Here is a 21,828-nt window from a genome sequence, read left to right as displayed (position 1 = left end):
TGCAAATCATTTCGGGACCCTTACCAGATTGAGGTATTAAGTAATTTTGACAACGCAATCTGCACTTTGCTTAGGCAAATCGGGTCTTCAACATGTCAAAAAGTGCCCGAATTGCCTGGGCTTCTCCGCCATGGGTTCTGAAATCTTTCTCAATTGGGGTCCAACCGTAGATATCAAGATGTACCCAGCTTCCCGCGTTTTCAACGAATCTTTGAAGGAATAAAGCTGCAGTGATTGAGCCTGCAAAGCCTGCTCCGCTTGTGTTGATGTTTGCCAGATCAGCTGTTTTGGAGGTGATGTATTTCTTATATGGCTTCCAGAGTGGCAGGCGCCACAAAGGATCATTCACGGCTTCACTGTGAACAGCGATGGTTTCGGCCAAGTCTTCATCGTCAGTATAGTACGGCGGCAAATCAGGCCCCAGCGCGACACGGGCCGCACCTGTCAGCGTTGCCATATCAACAATCAGCTCCGGGCTTTCTTCATCAGCCAGCGCAAGTGCATCTGCCAGGACCAACCGTCCTTCAGCATCTGTATTTCCGATCTCTACAGAAAGGCCTTTACGGCTTGTGAAAATATCAGACGGGCGGAAGGAGCGGCCCGAGATTGCATTTTCAACAGCTGGAATAATCACGCGCAAGCGCATTGGCAGCTCGGCTTTCATGATCATTGCTGCCAAGCCAAGAACATTTGCCGCGCCGCCCATATCCTTTTTCATAAGGATCATGCCTGCTGCTGGCTTTACGTCCAAACCGCCACTGTCGAAGATCACCCCTTTGCCGACCAAGGTGATTTTCGGATCAGTCTCTTTGCCCCAAGTCGCATCAATCAGGCGCGGTGCCCTGTCACTGCCGTTGCCGACGGCATGCACAAGCGGGAACTCGTTCTCTAGAACATCGCCCATGATGACCTTTGAAGATCCGCCATGATCTTCAAATAGCTGGCAAGCTGCTGCGGCAAGTTCTTCCGGACCCATATCATTCGCGGGTGTATTGATGAGATCTTTTGCCAGGTGCGCACCAGCGATAATTGGTGCTAGCTCTTCCAAAATGCCCGGCTCGCTGATGACGAGCTGAGACTTTGATGCAGGGACTTTCTTATAAGCATCAAAACGGTAGGCTGCGAGTGAGAACCCGAGAGCGATACCAGCTGGATCTTCAAAGCCTTTTGCAAGTTCAAACGCGCCAGCTGGGAGCTTTTTATTAAGAGCAGCGCCTGTTTCCAAAGCATCTCTCTGGCTTTCACCATATCCAAACAGCACGGTTGCAATATTGCCTGCTTCATTTGGAACTGCCAGAGTCTCCCCAAAAGCAGCTGTAAACTCCTGCGCTTTCGCCCAAGATTTCACCATGGAACCCGCGGCATCAAGATACGCTTCTAACTCACTGGCAGAGAGCGCTACGACCGGGATTGGATTTACTGTTTTATCGGCAGAAATTAACGGTCCGTGCACCGGGAGCTCCATTGATGAGATGTTTGAAATTTGTGTTCTGTCCTATACGGGCAGCGTTGTGGCAACCTAACGGCGTTACTGGTTCTGCGCAAGACATTCAGCTTGCTGCTCCCCCGCCCAACAGTGGGTGCACCTGCACTAAATTAACCAGAAATTAGGGATAGTATTAGATTTTCAAACAATATTTGAATTGCTTCGTTGTTGAGGGTTCTATGGCCGTATTTGACCGCACACACACAACTAAGATGTCTTCTGGCATTTTAAGAAGTGCAACAGCTGTCTCGCTGTTGCTGGTTTGTGGGCTTGCACTTTCCGGCTGCGCAACCAACAAACCACGCGCTCAGGCATCTATCTCACAGAACCAGCAGCTTAAACCTGGCTCACAAGAGATGCAAAAAGCCCTCGCCTATTGGGGCGGTGCTTATGCCAAAGATCAGAAAAATCCACGGACGATCCTGAACTTTGCAGCAGCTTTGAGAATTGATGGCCAGGGCCAGCAAGCAGAAGCAATTTTACGACGTGGTGTCATCGCTAATGCTGATAACAACACGATTGCGGCAAGCTATGGCAAAGTGCTAGCTGAAAACGGCAAGTTGCAGGAAGCGCTCAATGTCATTGACAATGCGTTCGACCCAGCACAGCCAAACTGGAAGATGCTTTCTGCCAAGGCGGCTATTCTGGATCAACTCGGTGACACAAAACAAGCACGCTCAACCTACCAGCAAGCGCTGAAGCTTTCACCAAATGAGCCAACTGTTTTGAATAACCTGGGAATGTCCTACTTGCTGGGAGGCGACCTGCGCAACGCAGAGACGACTTTACGAACAGCACTGGATACCGGCAAAGCTGGCAGTCAGGTTCGCCAGAACCTTGCTCTGACCCTTGGACTGCAAGGCCGGTTTGACGAAGCCGTTCGCGTCGCCCAATCCGATATAGACCCACGCCAAGCCGCCGAGAATGTGGCGTATTTGAAGACCATGCTGGGCAAGGCGTGATGGGTTAGAAAGTTTGCATGACCTGAATTGCAGCCGGTGCGATAATTACAATAAACAACACTGGCATGAAAAACATCATCATTGGTACCGTTAAACGCGGTGGAAGCGCAGCAGCCTTTCGTTCAGCTTCTTGCATTCTCGCCTGTCGGTTTTCATCTGAAAGCACTCTCAATGCAAATCCGATAGGAGTTCCATACTTTTCTGCCTGCATCAGAGCAACAACAACGTCCTTAACACCATCAAGGCCGGTTCGCTCTGCAAGATTCAGATAGGCATTCCTGCGTTCATCTAAAAATGATAATTCAGCAGTCGCCAATACCAGTTCTTCTGCAAGAGCTGCTGACTGAGTACCAACTTCTTCAGCAACTTTTTTAAATGCTGCCTCGATTGACATTCCAGATTCAATGCAGATCAGCATTAGGTCCATTGCGTCTGGCCAAGCCAATCTTATAGATTCTTGCCTTTTTGCTATTTGGTTCTGCACAAAAACGCCTGGACCAACAAAACCAATAGCTGCGACCAATAATGATATCAAAAGGACCCCAGCGATTGAAGTCTCAATCTTGAGAACGACTTCCAGATAGAAAAATGTAAATGCAAAAAATCCAATCGGCAAAATAATTTGCAGAAACAAATAAGTATATAAAGGTGAAGCCCCCCTATATCCCGCCATTTTCAGTTTTCTAATCAAGCTTTCACTAGCCAAAAGATTTTTTAAGTTATATTTATCAACAAACTCACGCACACTCTCTTTCGGACTACTCCGGAGAGAAACACGCTCATTCTCTTTCTGATTTGCGAGTCTACTTCTTTCGCGTGCGCGGATTTGCTCACGCTCAAGCGCGACTGACTTCATTCTACTTTTCAACTCGTCACGATCGAACAGCGGCATAAGTAATGCGTAGATAGTACCCGATACTGCTAAAAGAGTAAGGATAACGACAAAAACATTGCTGTTTCCAAGATCAGCTAAAAACATACCAAGGACCTATATTTTGAAGTCAATCATCTTGCGCATCACCAGTATACCTAACGACATCCAAAACAGACCAATACCAACTAGAATTAGGCCAATTTCGGTTTCAATGAGCAAACCAATATAGTCTGGCGCTACCGCTGAAAGCATTAGTGTCACAAGAAATGGAAGTGAGCCGATAATTGCAGCAGAAGTTTTCGCTTCCTGACTAACGGCTTTAATCTTACCCTTCATTTCTTTGCGTTGACGAAGTGTTTTTGATAAATTACCGAGTGCTTCAGAAAGACTACCGCCAGCTTGAGCTTGAATTGTAATGACAATTGCAAGAAAGTTTGTTTCCTGAAGTGGTACTCTTTTGGGAATATAGTGTATTGCTTCCGCCAACGGCATGCCCATATGCATTTTGTCGAGCACGTGAGCAAACTCAGCTCCGACTGGATCTTTGGATTCTGTTGCAGCAATTTGCATGCAGTCTCCAAGCGGCATTCCTGATTTAATACCGCGCACAATGATATCTACTGCGTTTGGAAACTCATCAAGAAATTTACTGAAACGTTTCTTTCGCTTTCTAGAAACATAAAATCGCGGTAAACCGAAGATGCCAACAAAAAGTAGCGCAAACGAAATCCAGATCGGTTGACCAAGCAATACGCTGATAAGAAAGATAGAAAGACCACAACCAACTGAAATTACGTAAAACTTAGGCTTTGACCAAGTTAGACCAGCTTGCCCAATCCAATCTGCAAAAATTGGTTTATCAGCATTTTTTTTCTTTGCTGCCTGAGCAGCCTCCATCGTCTTAAGTTGATCTTGTACTGATTTCCGCCTCGCAGTTGTATCTACTCTTTTGGCACTACTCCCAGCCACAGAATTACTACTATTAACAAGGCCTTCTTTTCGTTTATCTAGTTTGTCTCTAGAGAACATTGGCATCAAAAGCGTGAACGTGACACCCACAACGCTCACCATAATCAAAGCTGTAATCAGATAATCTGCCAGCGGAGAAGCCAGAAAGCTATTCAGGTCAGCCATGCAGCCCTCCAGAAACATCTGAAGCATCTAGCGCGCGGGCTAGCCGCTCTTCCTCGTTGAAGTATCTTGCTCTTTCCCAGAAGAGCGGACGTCCTATGCCGGTAGAGCGATGCTGGCCTATGATTTTGCCATTCGCGTCTTCTCCTGTGATGTCATAGGTGAAGAGATCTTGTGTCGTGATGACATCTCCCTCCATTCCGACGACTTCGGTAATATGGGTAATGCGACGCGAACCATCTCTCAAGCGTGCAGCCTGGACAATCACATCAATAGAGCCAACAATGATCTCGCGTACAGTTTTAGATGGAAGAGAGAAACCTCCAAGAGCAATCATGGATTCAATACGCTTCAAGCACTCACGTGGGGAGTTGGAGTGAATCGTACCCATTGAGCCATCGTGACCGGTGTTCATCGCCTGAAGCAAGTCAAAGACTTCCGGGCCACGCACCTCACCTACAATGATCCGCTCAGGGCGCATACGCAGACAGTTTTTCACGAGGTCACGCATTGTGATCTCACCCTCACCTTCCAGATTTGGAGGTCTGGTTTCCAATCTGACGACATGTGGCTGCTGAAGTTGGAGTTCGGCGCTATCTTCGCAAGTGATAATGCGTTCCGTGCTATCGATATAGCGCGTTAAGCAGTTCAAAAGCGTGGTTTTGCCTGAACCCGTACCACCAGAAATAACCGTATTACATTGGACCCGGCCGATAATTTCCAGGATCTCAGCGCCTTCAGGCGAAATCGAACCAAAATTCACCAACTGGTCGAGTGTAAGCTTGTCTTTCTTAAACTTACGAATTGTCAGCGCTGGTCCGTCCAATGACAGTGGTGGGGCAATCACGTTTACACGAGAACCATCAGGAAGGCGCGCATCACATATCGGGCTGGCTTCATCTACACGACGACCAACCTGAGACACAATTCGCTGGCAAATGTTCATCAGCTGACGATTATCGCGAAACTGGATGTTGGTTTGCTCCACCATGCCAGCCGTTTCGATATAGATGGTGTTCGCCCCATTCACCATGATATCGGCAATGTCATCACGGGCTAATAGCGGCTCAAGTGGTCCATAACCCAACACATCGTTGCAAATGTCTTCAAGCAGATCTTCTTGCTCAGAAATCGACATGACGAGGTTTTTGAGGGCGATGATGTCGTTGACGACATCCCGGATCTCGTCACGTGCATCTTCTTGATCCAACCGGCTCAACTGAGAAAGATCGATTGCCTCCACCAATGCATTGAAAATCGATGCCTTGGTTGCGTAGTACTCCTGAGTTCGTTGTGTTTCAGGAGCAGTTTCTTTGGGCTTTTCCTGCTGAACTTCGGCGCCAGACGACTTAGGTTTTGCAGTGCTTGGTGTGTCCTGAACAGCAGGCTTTGTTGCCTGTTTCTGTATCGCAGGATTTATTGGAGCAGACTTTGGATTTTTGTTTCCAAATTCACCTTTGCCACGTCTACCAAACATATTCTTCCGCCTTTGAAATCAGCACAAAATCAACCAGAGGACTATTTGCGGACTTTTTTAATAAGAGATGCGATGAGTGACTTGCTTTTTGTATACGTTTCAGCCTTGCCCGTGACCTTGGCCGCAATCTCTTCAAACAAACCCGCAACAGCGTGTTTGCTATCAAACTCTGCAATCATCTGACCGTTGTTAGATGCAGTCCCAAACAATGCAGGCTCAAACGGCATTACCGCTAAAGAAACCACATCTAAAGCGCTACTAAACTCATCAGGCTTAATTTCAGGTCGTTTCGGAATGCCAACCTTGTTCAAAACCAAGTATGGTTTTGTGTCATTTGGTCGGAGTTGACCAATGCTATCTACTAGATTCTTTGCATTTCGAAGATTTGCTAAATCAGGCTCAGCTACAATCAAGACTTCGTCTACATGTGCAAGGATATGCCGTACCCAGCTGTTCCACGTGTGCGGCAAGTCAAGAACGACAGTCGGCGTTCCTTTCTGCATGACCTCAATAACTTGATCAAACTTCTCAGTATCAAAATCGTAGGTTTGATCAAGCGTAGCTGGTGCTGCTAACAATCTGAGACGGTCATTACACTTAGCAAGAAGGCGATCCAGTAGCGTGTCATCAAGCCGCTCAGGAGATGCAATTGCTTCCATTATGCCTTGTAATGGGTCTTGATTAAAATCTAAACCTGCTGTTCCAAATGGCAAATCCAAATCAGCAATGGCAACATCGTTGTCGAGTGTTTTCGCAATTGACCAAGACAGATTATGAGCAACTGACGATGCACCACATCCACCTTTAGCACCGATTACAGCCACAGTTCGACCGAAGGGTTCCGCGTCAGTATTTGCATAAAATTGACCAATGGTATTTATTAATTGAGGGATATCAATTGGTCCGACAATGTACTCGCCGACACCTCTGCTAATGAGCGTTCTGTACAAGTTGACATCATTTATGCGCCCAATAACAAGAACATTAGTCCCAGCATCACAATACTCAGCCAGCCGATCTAACTCAGCGATCATCTCTTTTGGATTAGACAACGATTCGACAATCAAGAAGTTAGGTGTAGCGGCACTTTCAAATGTTTCTACAGCTGCGGGAATACCACCTTGTCGCACCATCGTATGCGTCTTCGACATCCGGCGATCTAAGCTCGCATTCTGGATCGTCTCTGATGTTCTCGAATCCACGCAAAATGCCTGAACAGAAATTCGCGGAATATTTACAAACTGAAAGTCAGAAGTTGAAAGCTGACTCGTCGTTTCTTGCCGTGATGAGGCATCTGAATCGAACTGCGCTAAATCGCTCATAGTTTATCCCACTAGTTCTGCGCCACGGATGATACGTTTGTGCCAACACCAGCTCCATACTGACCTGCAGTCAGGTCTCCAGATCGGTTGTTTGCCAAAATCTCATTGGTTCTCGAGGGATCATTCGGTCCCAAGGGGCGTGGTCGCAACAGATCTGTCGGATTATCGACCATCGCAGCGAGGTTTGCCTGAGTAGCACACCCGAAGTTGTGATAGTCTGTGTTTTGATGATTGCTTATCATCGCATCAGGCCAATTGCCGCAATCACGCACAATCCCTTTCACACGCATAAATGAAAGACGGACTGGTGCTGATGCACTCATGTCAGACACCGCGTAGCTCCTCATAACGATATGATTTGCGGCTACCCCACCTTTTTTCAATGCGGTGCGAATCTGAGGGGAAATAGCTTTTGCTGCTGCTTCATTCCCAGAACCTGACGGAACCAAAACCTCAACAAATCCATTTCCATCGATATCAGCTTGTTTACCAAACGCAGCAACTGCCGTTTTCATGGACCCATTCAAATTACGCATCTCCCCAGCTACGGGAATATCAAAATTTTCAGGCGCTTCTGTAATGACAATCGGATGCCTTTTCCGATAGTCAAAGTCTGCAATCGACTGATGTTCGACATATGATGGTTGTGACTGACATGCTCCAAGCATAGCAACTGTGCCAAGCACTACTGAAACTTCTCTCAATTTGCCTACACATTTCAAAGTGGGTGACAGTAGGGTAATCATTTCACTTGTCCTCACTCGTAAATGTAGCCAATTTTGCCGTGGTAGTTTCCTTTCACAGGAGCATCTGTTCCCCTGTAAATCCGGCTTAATTGGTTTAGAAAGATTGTTGACTGATCACTTGGTGCTGCAAAATTATCATCAGGTCGCGCAACTTGAGATCGCGCGATTGGTCTCACAACATAAGGCGTCACAAAAATTACAAGCTCAGTTTGGCGATTGATATAATCGCGGCTCTTAAACATGGTACCGAGAATTGGGATATTCTTTAAGCCAGGTATCCCGTCAATCTCCTGCCCATAATTCTGCTTCAGGAGACCTGCCATAACCAAGGTTCCTCCAGAAGGGAGCTCGAGTGTAGACTCCGCTCGGCGAACTTTAAGTGCAGAAACGGCAATAGCACCTGCGATACTTACAGCGCCCTCAGAACTTAACTCACTGACTTCGGTTTTAACTCGCAGCTTGATGCGTCCTTCTGAAAGAACGACAGGAGTGAAATCCAACCCAACACCAAAAGGTTTAAATTCAAGACTTACTTTATTGTCTTCGTAAGCAACCGGGATCGGGAACTCACCACCGGCGAGGAAGCTAGCGTTTTCGCCAGAGACCGCTACAAGTGTTGGCTCCGCCAGTGTTCTCATTACCCCTTCACGCTCGAGCGCTTTGATCGTGGGATTAAGCGTACCGCCATCGAACCCTAACTTACCTGCCAGCGATCCTGCATTTACGACAGAAGGGTTGATGTTATAAGCAGGCGACGTATTGAAATTGACATCAAGAGCACCAATTTTGAGTGAGCCTTGGAGGTTCACACCAAGCTGCTTAATCGTCGTCCGGTCAACTTCAGCGACTGTTACTTTAAGCTGGACCTGATCTTTCTCGGCAACCGCAATTGTATTGACAATTTTTTTACTATCGTTGCCCACAAACTGCAGCGCGATATCGTAGGCTTGTTGTGCTTCAAGGGCGGAGATTGCTGTTCCTGAAAGGACGACACTCTGATTGACGACGTCAGCATTGATCGCGGAGTTCGGCAGCAGTCGTTGGATGAGGTCGACCAATCCGGATGGATCAGGCTGTACATTTAGGTTAAACGATGCCAGTTGGCGGCCACCGTTGCCAAACAAAACCAGCGAGGCTTGACCGATTGTATTACCAAAGACGAAAACGCGGGTTCTGGTGCGGACAACAGCATCTGCAATATCTGGATTTGAGACAAGGACGTCGCGAACTTCCTCGTTTGTGTTGAGGACGATAGATCTTCCTTTACCAACATTCAGTTGGCGGACATGGTCGCGATGCTGGGAAGTGACTTCCACTGTGGCTTCAAAATTGTTCTGAGCGAATGCGATCTGCGGTCCGACAAGCGCTAGAGCAAAGATCAGAAGGAACTGCACGAGAGTTCCGCTGAGGCGACATTTTTGCGGTAAACTTCTCGCCAGACTAATTTGTCGATGAAAAACCATAGTTTACCTACTAATTTCCGTTAACAGACTGGGAGGCAATCCCGTATTTTACGAACTTCACACCACCTTTGACGCGCGGCGGTTGCTTCAAACCGTCTCTGGAATCTGCAGCACTGCGCAATGAGAGCGAGAGAGTTCCCATCTGGGTTGCGCGAGCGATAGCCTCAGCCTCGTGGGGCAAGAGTTCCAGTGTAGCTGTCTGGTCTGGAGACATCGCCTTCTCACTGTTTTCAGAGGCCGTCGTGGTATCGATAGCGAGCACCTTGATATTCTCGAGGAGCGTTTCACTGATGAAGCCGTCTTCGCGTTTTTTGGCTTGCATGCTGATCAGCACGTCAACCTTGTCTCCTGGAAGGATGAAACCACCTGCGGTAGAGACTGCATCAACCGGAACAGCAACGGCGCGTTTTCCTTTTGGGAGGATCGCTGCCAGGAAGCCTTTGTCCGTATCAATGAGACGCTCTGCACGGATTGGTTCGCCGCTGAACATCGCTGCTTTGATAATCTGTCCCAGAAATTCTTCATCTGCATTTGGGCTTGAGCCGCGCAAGATTACGCCATCAGTTACAGATTCTTCTGGCCATTTAGCCCAAGCTAAATCGCCTTGGGTAAGAGATGTACCGACTTTGAGATCCTGCGCTGCAACAAGAATATCCAGTGACGGAATTTCTTGTACTGGAGCAACAATGGTTGGCGACTGCTCCCGGGAACCAGAAGACAGGTTCAGCCAGGCGGCCAACCCACCGGCGCTTAAAGCGATAATTAAAACTAGTAATCTGGAGGCCTTCATGTGGCACCCACCCTCTAAGAGATTTAGCTAAGCAGCATTCGTTAACCCTAATTTGAGCAAAAATTGTCAAGACATAGTTAATATTCCGTAACATCACTACATTTGTATTTTTTACTTATGTGCATAGAGTCAAATTAGGAATATGCATGAACAGCAATAGGTTAGCTCCAGTGAAAGCACACTAGTTCAAAACATTAATACTTTACTAAGATGATTTGCTCGCGAAATGCTCAGAAAGTTGGAATTTGAGCAAACCAGAAGGTCTTCGGGTACACCTGAATCCCCGCAATTGCGATTGCAATCCCGTATGGAACGCCTGCTTTTCTGTCATGCAATCTTAAGAGCCATTCCTGCCCCTGCATGAACTGCGGAAAGTACGGAACCCTACGCAAGGCCAGGATAACCAGTGTTAATGCTCCGCCATAAATGCTGGTCAGCAAAATAAAGTCCAGCATGTTCATCGAGAGACCGAGCCAAAGAGAGATTGCAGCGAGGAACTTCACATCACCGCCGCCCATAACACCGAGCGCGAACAGACCGAAGCCGACAACCATCACACCGAAGCCGAGTGCGAAGCTCATGCCAACCTGTTCTAGGGGCAATTGCAATAAGAAGGCCAGACTGACAAAGGCAACGACTATAATCAGGTTGAGCTTGTTCGGAATCGTCATTGTGAAGAGATCAAAGAATGCGGCGATTGCAAGCAGCAATGGAAAAATGATCAATAGTCCATTTGCAATCATGTCGTGATCTCCCCCACAAATACCATGTTATGGTTTTGCAAGGGTAATTCCAAAGAAGGCCTTAACACTTGGTAGTTTTGTCTCGCTAAAATTCATTTATTTACAAATTTAATTGTTTGGCTTCACCAGTTCCCACAATTGAAGATCACGCTCGGCTGCGTTTGGCTGCGCACTGGTATTCTTAGCAATAAAAGAGGTGCTGGTGAGCGTTGGTGCGGACACCATGGCAAGAATCGCCAGAGCGATGAGGCCAGAGATGAGGCTGAATTCAATAGTCGCGCTGCCCAGATCTCGCTGGAACAAACCTCGGATTATGGAGAGCATCAGGTCACAACTTAATTGTTATAGTTGTGTTTGATGCTACTCCTTGCAGCTAAACCTTAGATTGATCTCCGCACTCAACTTCTTCCGTTATTTGGCACTCTAAACTAAGGTTTCATCAAGAATCAGGTGAACTTAATACCCGACTTCCAAATCAACTAGGTTCTCGAGCGCTTCACCTCGCTCAAATCCCTTGATTTGCTGGGCAACATATTCGGAGAGAGCTTGCGGGTCGCTCTCAGCTGCCACATGTGGTGTGATGATGCAATTTCTCTGCTGCCAGAGAGGACTTGTGTCAGCCAGAGGCTCGATTGCGAACACGTCAAGGCTGGCACCTTTGAGCTGGCCGGATGTCAAAGCTGTGTCGATCGCAGCTTCATCCTGTGTCGCACCACGTCCAGCGTTGATGTAGACAGGCCCTCCTAATGCGCCAGATTGAGACAACATGGCCAATCGCTCTGCATTGACCAGCTTGTGCGTGGCAGGTGTTGAGGGCAGCAGATTGATCAGGATATCAGTACGATTAAGGAACGCCTCAAGCTGGTCTTCACCGGCAAAGCTCTCAATGCCGTCTACATCTTTTGGCGAGCGAGACCACCCGGCAACGTTGAAGCCCAGCGCTTTGAGGGCTTTTGCTGAATCCAACCCCAGCTCGCCAAGACCCAGAATACCAACGCGTACGTCCTTTGCCGCCCACTGCCTGTGTCCATTCCAAACACCTGCTTCCTGCTGAGCGGCATAGGTTAAATGTTGGCGATGGTGGAGTAACGTTTGGAAGACCACCCATTCTGTCATGCGGCTGGTGAGGTCTGGGTCAACAATCCGGACCAACGGGAGGTTGGGGAGTTCCGGCAATGAGGTCAGATGATCGACACCTGCGCCCAGTGAAAAGATCACCTTGAGGTTTGGCAGGGCAGAAAAGACGGCAGGGTCCGGTTTCCAGGCAAGGAGATATTCTGCTTTTTCGGGCTCAGCGACGCCGCCGTTCCAGCCCTCAATCTTTCGATTGGGAAGAAGTGCCTGCAAACGGTCGATCCACTCAGGTTCGTTGAAGCTTTTGAGAGATAAGACCAGGTTCATGAGGCACTCCGTTGTTGAGCGTATTTTTGTTTGAGAACCAGCAGGCTTATCTCACAAATACGTTGTAATATATCAATCTGCGATTTGTTTTATTCAGAGTCGACGAATTCAACAAGCTGTTGGCGCTTACGATCGACGACGAGACGTGTGACATCCGGTCGGCTGTAATGACCGGTCGGGTCAAAGAGTTGGCGATCAGCCCGCACCAATGCGTGATCTAATTCTGCTGTGATCAGGAGTTCTTTGCCTACCTGTGGTGCGACCACCCATGATCCATCAGGCGCAGCGATACAGGACCCACCATCAGCGAGAAACTCACCACTGTTATCGAGTATTTCTGCTAGTTCTGGCGTATCCTTTGGAAAGTCTGCAGCACGCATCAGCCCTGAGACTGATAGTACGTAGCTTCTGCTTTCTTTGGCAACAAAACGTGTTGGATCCTCTGTGTTCCGCAGGCCACCCGGCCAGACGGCCACGTGCAGGTCTTCTCCTTGCGCATACAGGGCGACACGTGACAAGGGCATCCAGTTTTCAGCGCAGTTCAGGCCACCAACTGTAAAACGGCCCAACGGATGGACACGCAAACCGTTGCCATCTCCCGGTGCCCACGCAAGACGTTCAGCATAGCTTGGCTGCAGTTTGCGATGGGAAGAGCCGATCTCTCCGTTTTGATCAATGTAGACCAGTGTGCAGTACAGACTATGCCCGCTTCTGTTTGCTGCTCTCTCCATAACACCGAGATACACGGAAATGCTGTGCTTCTTTGCTGCTGCACAGACAGCATTCAGATGACCCTCCTCAATCACCACGGCTTGATCAAGGCATTTGGCGTACATGGCTTTTTGCTTTGGATCATTGAAGCGTGCACCGTCTGTGCGTTCAATCCAGAACGGATAGCCCGGCACTAATGTCTCTCCAAATGCAACAAGCTGGCAGCCCTGCTTGCCAGCAAGCTCTACCGCATCAATCACTTTGTCCAAGGTCGCTTCACGCTTCAGCCAGACTGGAGCGATCTGCGCGAGGGCGACTTTGATTTTGTCAGATGCGGACGGGTCGGGAGATAAATGCGTTGCTTCCAAAATTTCCATAATTCAATACTCAGCTTGCAGATGCGAAGATCACACTCGGGTTTGGCGGGGCTGCAAACAACAGAGTCTATCATTCAGGCACTGAAGCACGTCAGCATTACCTGCTTTGAGATTCTGTTATTTCAAGTCTTGATCTTACTATGAGGCAGGGGTGCCTGTAGCTGGTCGTATCCCTCAACTTTACTGAATTTTTTGAGAGACAAAACCTAAGCTAATCAAAACCCTGCCCCAATAAATCTGCCTGAGTACTTAATTTTATTCAGCGTCGATGAAATCCGCGAGTTGTTGACGTTTCCGATCAACGATCAAGCGTGTCACATCTGGTCGGCTGTAATGACCCGTTGGGTCAAAATTCTGGCGTTCACCACGTACCACGGCATGGTCCAATTCTGCTGTAATCAGAACTTCCCTACCGACTTGCGGCTCAACAACCCAAGACCCATCTGGCGCAGAGATGCAGGAGCCGCCGTTTGCGAGAAAGTCATCGCTGTTCTCAAGGATCTTGGCAAGTTCCATCGTGTCTTTCGGGAAGTCCGTTGGGCGCATGAGGCCGGATACCGAGATCACATAGCTTCTGCTTTCTTTGGCAACAAAGCGGGTTGTGTCTTCGGTGTTGTGTAGTCCACCTGGCCAAACTGCGACATGCAGGTCTTCTCCTTGCGCATAAAGGGCAGCGCGGGATAGCGGCATCCAGTTTTCGAAGCAGTTGAGGCCACCCACGGTGAAGCGGCCCAGCGGGTGAACACGCAGGCCGTTGCCATCGCCCGGTGCCCAGGCAAGGCGCTCCTCAAAGGTTGGTTGTAGCTTGCGGTGCGAGGAGCCGATCTCACCATTCTGGTTGATGTAGACCAGCGAGCAATAGAGACTATGACCGCTTCTGTTTGCAGCACGCTCCATGACGCCGAGATACACAGCGATGTTGTATTTCTTGGCGATCGCACAGATGCCATCGAGATGGCCGTCTTCAATCACTACGCCTTGCTCAAGGTATTCCGCGTAAATCGCTTTTTGCTTTGGATCGTTGAAACGTGCCCCGTCGGTGCGTTCAATCCAGAACGGGTAGCCCGGGACCAGTGCTTCGCCGAAGGTGACAAGCTGACAGCCCTGTTTGCCTGCGAGCTCTACTGCATCAGCCACTTTTTTCAGTGTTTCTTCTCGCTTCAACCAGACCGGAGCGATCTGTGCGAGCGCGACTTTGATCCGGTCAGATTCGGCAGGATTTTGTGTTGTATGTGTTGCTTCTAAAATTTCCATGGGGATCTACTCAGGTTGCGAAAATGTCAGAGTCACTGGCGAATGCCTTGAATTCGAGAGCATTGCCCGAGGGATCTTTGATGAAAAAAGTTCCCTGCTCTCCCGGTTGCCCTTCAAACCTGATTTTCGGTTCCAGCAACCATTCAATAGTTTCATGTGTTTTCAGTCGATCAGCAAGCGTCTTCCATTCATCCATTGGCAAAACAACGCCAAAATGAGGAATGGGAACTGCATCTCCATCAACAACACCAGTGACTCCAAGGGGAAATTGTGATTTTTCACGAAGGTGCGCGGACATCTGGTGTCCAAACAAGTCAAAATCGACCCATTTGCCTTCAAGTTCACGGCCCTGTTTACACCCAAGCACGCCCATGTAGAACGCTTTGGTTTGTTCCAGATCATCAATCGGAAATGCCAGATGGAATGGACGCGCCATGTTCAGCCTCACCTTATTTTCAAACTAAAAACCGTATTCAGGTAGGGGCATTGAGGGCCACTTACCTAGAATAAGATCTATACTCAAAACTCATGTTGGAGTTGTTTTAAACTACGTAAAACCTCATAGATAGACCAATGACAGTCACATAGACATGAGTTAAACTCATAGCATGAGCCGACATAGTCTTTCGATCACTTCGCAGATCCTTGCCGTTCTTCCTGTTTTTGATGCAGCAGCACGGCATGGGAGCTTTACCCGCGCGGCACGGGAGCTTGGCATCACGCAAGGCGCTGTGTCCCGCCGCATTCAGAATTTGGAAGAGCAGCTGGGGTTGGTGTTGTTTTCCCGTCAGGGAAAAACGCTGGCACTTACTCAAGATGGGTTGCTGCTGAGCCAGAAGGCCAAGAACGCGTTGAAGCTGGTGGAGGATCTTGAGCATGAGCTGAAGGGTTCAGTCTCTGGTCAGCTGCGTATCGGCACGCTTCCCTCACTCGCCAATCTCTGGTTTATGGAGCGGATCAAAGGCTTTAAGCGGGCCTATCCTGCTATCAGCGTTGATCTTGTTACCATTCCAGCCGACTTTTCAGCTGGTCATAAGGATCCAGTTAACTGGGATCCGTCCAGTGTGGATGTGGCGCTTACTGTTGGGCGTGGCAGTTGGCCTGCTCTGGAAAGTCACCGGATTTGTGATGAAGAGATGGTTTTGGTTTGTCACCCAAGCCTTTTGGGAGAAGCAAAACCGGCGAGTATAAAAGACCTTCTAGGTCTGCCCCGCCTCATTCATTCCACGCGGCTTGGCAGTTGGGAATACTGGGCGGAGGCACACAAGCTATCAAGCTACCTGCCTGGAGATACTTCCCTCTCCTTTGAGCACTTTTTCATGGTTCTGGAGGCGGCACGTCAGGGGCTTGGCCTTGCCTTGCTTCCTTCATTGCTGATTGAGAAAGATCTGGCAGATGGAACGCTGATCGAGCCAGTCCCTGCACGGCATATGACAGGGAACACCTATTACATCGTTGGAAGTTCAGCTGTCTGGAGGCGTCCGGCAGTGGCGGCCTTGCGTGATCATCTTCTACAGATCGAGTAGCTGCTTATCGCCGATCAAACTGAAAGGGTGATGGCAACTCATCTTCTGCCAGGTGTGTTGTTTGAGGGGCTTGAGATGCGGATGATGAGACGTGGTCTGTTGCTTTGCCGCCCAATTGCATCTCATCAATCTTACGAGCCCGGCTGCCGATTTTGTCGCCTGAGATCATGATCTGATCCAGATCCTTGTTGGTCTGCGCAAAGTGGTTTTGCAGTTTGGAGACACGCTCCGTCAGACGTCCAACATCCAGCAGGAGCTTACCAACTTCAGCCTGAATGAAGTGAGCCTGTTCACGCATGCGGGCATCGCGCAGCACAGACTGGATCACCTGCACAGCAAGGACAAGCAGAGACGGTGATACGATGACCACGCGCAGGCGGTGGGCTTTCTGCGTCAGGTCCGGGAAGCCTTCGTGGATCTCCGCAAAAAGGCTTTCGGAGGGAACGAACATCAGCGCCGTGTCCTGCGTCTCACCCGGAAGCAAATACTTGCCTGCGATGTCTTCCAGATGCTTAGAGATATCCTTTCGGAAGCGAGCAGCTGCTTCTTTCAGGTCTTGCTTGGTTTCGGCATCCTTGATTGCAGCAAAAGCTTCCAGAGGGAATTTGGCATCCACCACCAGCGGTGGTGCACCCGTCGGCATATGGATCAGGCAGTCGGGCCGCGAGCGGTTGGAGAGTGTGCTTTGAAACGAGAAGCTTGTTGGTGGCAATGCGTCATCAATGATTGCCTCCATACGCCCCTGGCCGAATGCGCCGCGGGTTTGTTTGTCGTTCAAGACCATCTGTAGGTCAGTCACCTGCCCTGCCAGCTCACCCATGGTTTTATTCGCTTTGTCGAGCAGTGCCATACGTTCTTGCAGGCCCGTGAGGCTGGCGTGGGTTTGGCGGTGGGTTTCCAGAACAGACGCACCCAGCGTTTTTCCAAGACCATCCAGACGATCATTCACCACACGCATGAGATCTGACTGACGGGAGCCAAACACTTCTGCCATGGTTTGCATGCGGCCTGTCATTTCACCCTGAGAGCGCACTAGGTTTGCCAAGGCAGCTTCGGTATCCTCTGCCCGCTTTTGCTCCAGCACCGATGTACCACGCACTCTGTTCAGTTTTGCCCGCAGGCTCATGATCCAGATGAGCAGCAAAAGGAAAAAAAGGCCTCCAGTAACTATGGTTGCCTGAATATATGAGAGGGTGAATGCACCGTATGTGAAGACTGTCTGTTCCATGAAACAAACATAGAACACTTTGCAAGACCGCGATACCTCTCAGCTTTCTTGGATGCACTGCAACCCACATCCTTCAATTGATGGGGAGTATCCATTAAATGCTGCTAGCCAAAAGCCTATAGTCAACGACTTGGCAAAGTTCTCATAAGAGGATATGAAGCCTAAACAACACTATCAGCTGGCCTCACGTTGAGCAGACAGCTTTGCAACGAGAACAACTTCAAAAGTAATTATGACGATTCGCGAGATAAAATTTGTCCCGGAAAACTGCCTTCGCGAGAAGTGCGCTCCGATTGAAGACATCAACGACGAAATCAGAAAACTTGCCGACGATATGCTGGCGACCATGTATGACGCGCCGGGCATTGGCCTTGCTGCAAGTCAGATTGGCGTTTTGAAACGTATGTTCGTTCTTGATGTTGCAGAGCGCGAGAGCGAAGAAGACGATTCCGTCGAGAAAGAGCCAATGGTGTTCATCAACCCAGAGATCACGTGGTCATCTGAGGAGAAGAGCACTTATCAGGAAGGTTGCCTGTCCATTCCTGGCGTTTACGAGGATGTTGAGCGCCCAAGCGAAGTGCGCGTTTCCTTCCTCAACATCGACGGTGAGAAGCAGGAAATTGAAGCTGGCGGTTTGCTGGCTACCTGCATTCAGCACGAGCTGGACCATCTGAACGGTGTGCTGTTCATCGATTACCTGTCCCGACTGAAGCGTGACCGGATCGTGAAGAAGATGATCAAGCAGGCAAAACAAGCCTGATCAACTCAGTACTGCAAGCTGAATAAGCGGCCTTCTTTGGAGAGCCGCTTTTTTTGTTGTTTTTTCCTTGTCCTTCCCTACCAGCTGACGCATTAAGTCTGGAACACAAGAATTACAGCCAGGCAGGTCAGCTATGTCATTGCGCGTCATCTTTATGGGTACTCCTGATTTCTCCGTTCCAACTCTCTTTGAGATCGTCGGGCAAGGTTGGGATGTGGTCGCTTGTTACTCGCAGCCCCCACGCAAGGCCGGACGCGGTATGGAGCTGAAGAAGACGCCGGTTCATGAAGCTGCTGAAAGCCTTGGCATTCCTGTCTTTACGCCAACCTCCCTGAAAAGCGAAGAGGAACAGGAACGGTTCCGCTCGTTTGAAGCTGATGTCGCTGTTGTTGTGGCCTATGGCCTGTTACTGCCAAAAGCCATTTTAGAAGGCACTGAGCACGGCTGTCTGAATGGCCATGCCTCTTTGCTTCCACGCTGGCGCGGTGCTGCGCCGATTAACCGGGCGATCATGGCTGGCGACAAGGCATCTGGCATTCAGGTGATGCAGATGGAAGAAGGGCTAGATACTGGCCCTGTGTGCATGTCTGAAACCGTTGCGATTACTGAAGACATGACAGCAGGCGAGTTGCATGACCGTCTGTCTGCTTTGGGCGGTGATTTGATGATGCGCGCGCTGTCTGCTCTGTCTCGTGGTGGTCTTGGTGCTACGCCTCAACCTGAAGAGGGCGTGACCTACGCCAAGAAGATCCAGAAGAGCGAGACGCGCATTGACTGGTCTTTGCCAGCTGAGCAGGTGCACAATCACATTCGCGGCCTTTCTCCATTCCCCGGCGCATGGTGTGAGATGGATTTGGGCGGCAAGAACCCTGAGCGCGTGAAAATCCTGCGCAGCAGTGTCGCTGAAGGTTCAGGCGTTGCTGGAGAGGTCCTGGTTGTTGATGAGACCACGCTGACGATTGCGTGCGGTTCTGGTGCGATCAAGCTGGTTCAGGTTCAACGAGCGGGCAAAAAGGCGATGTCTGCTGATGAATTTTTACGTGGCTCTAAGCTTAGTGCCGGAGACACGGTTTCCTGACCCTGTTTAATCAGATAGGCTTTTCTTAAGAAACATCAGGAAGCACGGAGGCATCATGGTTGAGTTCCACCAGATTGGAGAGGATCAAGTTGGTCTCCGTACGCCTGAAAAGAATGACGAGCCTGCGATTTTGTCTTTGCTCGTCAAAGCCTTTGGGCAGAGCAACGAAGGACGCCTGGTTGAGCGACTGCGTGCTTGTGGTGCGCTGGTTCTTGAACGAATTGCGACGGACGATGACGGTAAGCTGCTCGGCCACCTTGCATTTTCCCGTGTGACGGGAACGGGAGAAGGACACCGCCTGAAAATCAGCTGCCTTGCACCGGTTTGCGTTGATCCATCCTCTCAAAACAAAGGTGTTGGCACAAAGCTCATTCAGGAAGCATTGGATGACTTGCAGGGACTGGGGGAAGACCTGGTTCTGGTGTTAGGGGCTCCTGATTACTACTCCCGCTTTGGTTTTGACAGCGAGCTGGCAAAGAAGGTGCAAGGACCCTATGCCGGGTCAATCTTCATGGCATTGCCTTTTACGCAGGCAGGACGAGAAGACCTGCCGGTTGAGGTTACCTATGCCACACCTTTCCGAGAGTTCGAGTAGGTTCCTTTACGCCTCACTGTCGGGTCTGGCCTTGCCCATTCAAATCTGATAGTACAGCGCAAATTTCAGAGATATCCTGCAGGTTCATGCCTGCCTCACGCCCTGCAAACTGGCTTACAGTCTGCTTGCCTAACCTTTGCAAAGAGCAAGAATGCCGCGTTACAAAATTACCATTGATTATGACGGACGCCCTTTTGTAGGCTGGCAGCGTCAGGACAACGGGCCGACAGCCCAGGGTGTTATTGAGCGCGCAATCAAGTCCTTCACGGGTGAGACAGTGACCATTGGCGGTGCCGGACGCACGGACTCTGGTGTGCATGCGACCGGTCAGGTGGCGCATCTGGACCTTGCAAAGGATTGGCCTGCAGAAACCGTGAAGAATGCGCTGAACTTTCATGCGCAACCGGACCCTGTTGCTATTCTGGCTTGTGAAAAGGCAGGTCTGGGCTTTGATGCCCGGTTTTCAGCAATCCGCCGTCATTATCGCTTTAAGATCGCAAACCGTCTTGAGCCGCTGACACACGACCTTGGGCTGGCATGGCATGTGAAGCCAGAGCTGGATGCAGAGGCCATGAACGACGCTGCGCAAGTGCTGCTGGGTCATCATGATTTCACGACCTTCCGCCATACGCGTTGTCAGGCGAAGAGCCCGTGGAAGACGATGGAGCGCATCTGCGTTTATCGTCAAGGCTATCATGTCTTCCTTGAATGCAGCTCCCGCTCCTTCCTGCACAATCAGGTTCGTTCCATGGTGGGTAGCCTTCGTCTTGTGGGTGAAGGCCGCTGGACTAAGGACGATCTGAGAGCAGCACTGGAAGCCTGTGACAGACAGGCGTGCGGCCCTGTTGCCGTGCCTGAGGGGCTGTATCTTACGCAGGTCGATTATCGCACCCCGGAAGAGGATGAAGCGTCGTTCCTTGCCTATCAGGACAGCTTGAAAAACGTTGGTGCTGATGAAGCCCCAGCGGATGAAGAAGACTAAGTCTCTCTTCATTCCGTTAAGTCGTTAGGAAACCGGAGGCCGTCCACCTCCGGTTACACAAGGTCTTACTTTTCTTCGAATGACACGACCCGTTTGTAAAGATGCCATGTTGTGTGGCCGAGCACTGGCAATGTAACCAGCAAGCCAACAAACATAGGGATCATTGAAGCCATCAATATCGCTGTGATGAGCAATCCCCAGCCTACCATGATCACCGGGCTTCCCGTCACCACCTTGAAGCTTGTGATCATTGCAGTCACAAAATCCACTTCCGTGTCCAGCAGCATCGGGAATGACACCACACTGACTGCGAACAGCAGCATGGCGAAAAACGCTCCGACAAGGTGACCAGCCAACAGAAACAGGAGACCATCAGAGGTCTCAAAGATCGTCTGCGCAAACTGCAGAAATGTGCCGTAGCCCTGCATTCCCAAAAAGAGGGCCAGCAACAGGTGGACCTTAAACATCCATAGGAACTGGATGAAGATGACGACAAAGGCCATCCAGGCAATTTCACCGCGGCGTTGCTCCCACATCAGCGTAAACAGGCCGCTCATGCGCGGTGTCTCGCCTGCCTGCAGTCGTCTGGAAACCTCATAGAGCCCTAAAGCTGCAAATGGTCCCAGAAGCAGGAAGCCACAGGCCAGTGGGTAGCTGATGTAGCTCATGTCCACCCAGAACGAGAGCAGCGTGACCAGTACCCCTCCGACGACAAAGAAGGCGCCAAAGGTCAGGCCAATAACAGGCGTCTTCACAAAGTCCAGAATTCCAAGCTTCAGGGAGCTTGTTATATCCTCCAGAGTAACCTGACGCACGATCGGTTTCGCCAGTTTGTGCTGTGAGTTTTGCGCACCCGCAGGCACAGTCAGATGATTGTCTGACATTCCGTCCCTCCCAATTTTCCTCCACGTTAAGTGTGCGC

Annotated in this window: 22 protein-coding genes; 6 read left to right on the top strand and 16 right to left on the bottom strand. The window is 49.8% G+C overall.

Going from position 1 to position 21,828, the window contains the following annotated elements:
* Positions 1–70: 70 nt before the first annotated feature.
* Positions 71–1,453, bottom strand: a complete 1,383-nt coding sequence (locus tag PsW64_RS26590) for a leucyl aminopeptidase family protein (RefSeq protein WP_063305624.1) — start codon at positions 1,451–1,453, stop codon at positions 71–73.
* Positions 1,454–1,665: 212 nt separating this feature from the next.
* Between PsW64_RS26590 and PsW64_RS26585 the strand changes: the two genes are divergently transcribed.
* Complete coding sequence (locus tag PsW64_RS26585; protein WP_057464155.1) at positions 1,666–2,448, top strand: tetratricopeptide repeat protein; 783 nt, start codon at positions 1,666–1,668, stop codon at positions 2,446–2,448.
* Between the two features lie 4 nt (positions 2,449–2,452).
* Here the strand turns inward: PsW64_RS26585 and PsW64_RS26580 are convergent, their stop codons facing one another.
* From PsW64_RS26580 to PsW64_RS26520, 13 genes are all read right to left on the bottom strand, one after another.
* Entirely contained in the window at positions 2,453–3,427 is a 975-nt protein-coding gene (locus PsW64_RS26580) for a type II secretion system F family protein (RefSeq protein ID WP_057464156.1), read from the bottom strand.
* Positions 3,428–3,436: 9 nt separating this feature from the next.
* Positions 3,437–4,456 carry a type II secretion system F family protein gene (locus PsW64_RS26575; protein WP_082596975.1) on the bottom strand — a complete coding sequence of 340 codons (1,020 nt, stop codon included), beginning with the start codon at positions 4,454–4,456 and terminating at the stop codon, positions 3,437–3,439.
* Complete coding sequence (locus PsW64_RS26570) at positions 4,449–5,930, bottom strand: CpaF family protein (protein ID WP_057464157.1); 1,482 nt, start codon at positions 5,928–5,930, stop codon at positions 4,449–4,451. The genes PsW64_RS26575 and PsW64_RS26570 overlap by 8 nt, the downstream gene beginning before the upstream one ends.
* A 41-nt stretch (positions 5,931–5,971) precedes the next feature.
* Positions 5,972–7,252, bottom strand: a complete 1,281-nt coding sequence (locus tag PsW64_RS26565; protein WP_063305568.1) for an AAA family ATPase — start codon at positions 7,250–7,252, stop codon at positions 5,972–5,974.
* An 11-nt stretch (positions 7,253–7,263) separates the two neighbouring features.
* A complete protein-coding gene (locus tag PsW64_RS26560; RefSeq protein WP_082831235.1) occupies positions 7,264–7,998 on the bottom strand; it encodes a CpaD family pilus assembly protein in 735 nt (244 codons plus the stop codon).
* Positions 7,999–8,009: 11 nt separating this feature from the next.
* A complete protein-coding gene (locus tag PsW64_RS26555) occupies positions 8,010–9,461 on the bottom strand; it encodes a type II and III secretion system protein family protein (RefSeq protein ID WP_082831234.1) in 1,452 nt (483 codons plus the stop codon).
* Positions 9,462–9,471: 10 nt separating this feature from the next.
* The gene (cpaB, locus tag PsW64_RS26550; RefSeq protein WP_063305567.1) at positions 9,472–10,251 is read right to left on the bottom strand and encodes a Flp pilus assembly protein CpaB; all 780 of its coding nucleotides are present in this window, start codon (positions 10,249–10,251) and stop codon (positions 9,472–9,474) included.
* A 230-nt stretch (positions 10,252–10,481) separates the two neighbouring features.
* Complete coding sequence (locus tag PsW64_RS26545; RefSeq protein WP_057464161.1) at positions 10,482–10,994, bottom strand: A24 family peptidase; 513 nt, start codon at positions 10,992–10,994, stop codon at positions 10,482–10,484.
* Between the two features lie 108 nt (positions 10,995–11,102).
* The gene (locus PsW64_RS26540; RefSeq protein WP_063291355.1) at positions 11,103–11,318 is read right to left on the bottom strand and encodes a hypothetical protein; all 216 of its coding nucleotides are present in this window, start codon (positions 11,316–11,318) and stop codon (positions 11,103–11,105) included.
* A 132-nt stretch (positions 11,319–11,450) separates the two neighbouring features.
* Positions 11,451–12,395: a 2-hydroxyacid dehydrogenase gene (locus PsW64_RS26535; RefSeq protein WP_063305566.1), complete on the bottom strand. Its 945-nt coding sequence runs from the start codon at positions 12,393–12,395 to the stop codon at positions 11,451–11,453.
* Positions 12,396–12,484: 89 nt separating this feature from the next.
* On the bottom strand, positions 12,485–13,483 hold the full coding sequence (locus PsW64_RS26530; RefSeq protein ID WP_063305565.1) for a carbon-nitrogen hydrolase family protein: 999 nt from the start codon (positions 13,481–13,483) through the stop codon (positions 12,485–12,487).
* Positions 13,484–13,738: 255 nt separating this feature from the next.
* Positions 13,739–14,737: a carbon-nitrogen hydrolase family protein gene (locus tag PsW64_RS26525; RefSeq protein WP_063305564.1), complete on the bottom strand. Its 999-nt coding sequence runs from the start codon at positions 14,735–14,737 to the stop codon at positions 13,739–13,741.
* 10 nt (positions 14,738–14,747) lie between these two features.
* Positions 14,748–15,173 (bottom strand): VOC family protein, encoded by a 426-nt coding sequence (locus PsW64_RS26520; RefSeq protein ID WP_057464166.1) that lies wholly within the window; start codon positions 15,171–15,173, stop codon positions 14,748–14,750.
* Between the two features lie 172 nt (positions 15,174–15,345).
* On the opposite strand from PsW64_RS26520, the gene PsW64_RS26515 reads away from it, so the two are divergent.
* Complete coding sequence (locus PsW64_RS26515) at positions 15,346–16,263, top strand: LysR substrate-binding domain-containing protein (protein WP_063305563.1); 918 nt, start codon at positions 15,346–15,348, stop codon at positions 16,261–16,263.
* Between the two features lie 4 nt (positions 16,264–16,267).
* On the opposite strand, the gene PsW64_RS26510 is transcribed toward PsW64_RS26515, so the two are convergent.
* Positions 16,268–17,491, bottom strand: a complete 1,224-nt coding sequence (locus PsW64_RS26510; RefSeq protein WP_208981045.1) for a DNA recombination protein RmuC — start codon at positions 17,489–17,491, stop codon at positions 16,268–16,270.
* Between the two features lie 232 nt (positions 17,492–17,723).
* Between PsW64_RS26510 and def the strand changes: the two genes are divergently transcribed.
* The 4 genes from def (at position 17,724) to truA (ending at position 20,906) form a co-directional block, all read left to right on the top strand.
* Positions 17,724–18,251, top strand: coding sequence for a peptide deformylase (gene def / locus PsW64_RS26505; protein ID WP_063286769.1), 528 nt, complete (start codon positions 17,724–17,726; stop codon positions 18,249–18,251).
* 139 nt (positions 18,252–18,390) lie between these two features.
* Positions 18,391–19,329 (top strand): methionyl-tRNA formyltransferase, encoded by a 939-nt coding sequence (fmt, locus tag PsW64_RS26500; protein WP_208981055.1) that lies wholly within the window; start codon positions 18,391–18,393, stop codon positions 19,327–19,329.
* Positions 19,330–19,384: 55 nt separating this feature from the next.
* Positions 19,385–19,924 (top strand): GNAT family N-acetyltransferase, encoded by a 540-nt coding sequence (locus PsW64_RS26495; protein WP_063286767.1) that lies wholly within the window; start codon positions 19,385–19,387, stop codon positions 19,922–19,924.
* A gap of 151 nt (positions 19,925–20,075) precedes the next feature.
* Positions 20,076–20,906 carry a tRNA pseudouridine(38-40) synthase TruA gene (gene truA, locus PsW64_RS26490; protein ID WP_063286766.1) on the top strand — a complete coding sequence of 277 codons (831 nt, stop codon included), beginning with the start codon at positions 20,076–20,078 and terminating at the stop codon, positions 20,904–20,906.
* Positions 20,907–20,971: 65 nt separating this feature from the next.
* On the opposite strand, the gene PsW64_RS26485 is transcribed toward truA, so the two are convergent.
* Positions 20,972–21,790 carry a DUF2189 domain-containing protein gene (locus PsW64_RS26485; protein WP_063286765.1) on the bottom strand — a complete coding sequence of 273 codons (819 nt, stop codon included), beginning with the start codon at positions 21,788–21,790 and terminating at the stop codon, positions 20,972–20,974.
* Positions 21,791–21,828: the final 38 nt, after the last annotated feature.

The organism is Pseudovibrio sp. W64, from assembly GCF_001623145.1.
Classification (GTDB): domain Bacteria; phylum Pseudomonadota; class Alphaproteobacteria; order Rhizobiales; family Stappiaceae; genus Pseudovibrio.
This window is presented reverse-complemented; position numbering and strand designations above follow the sequence as displayed.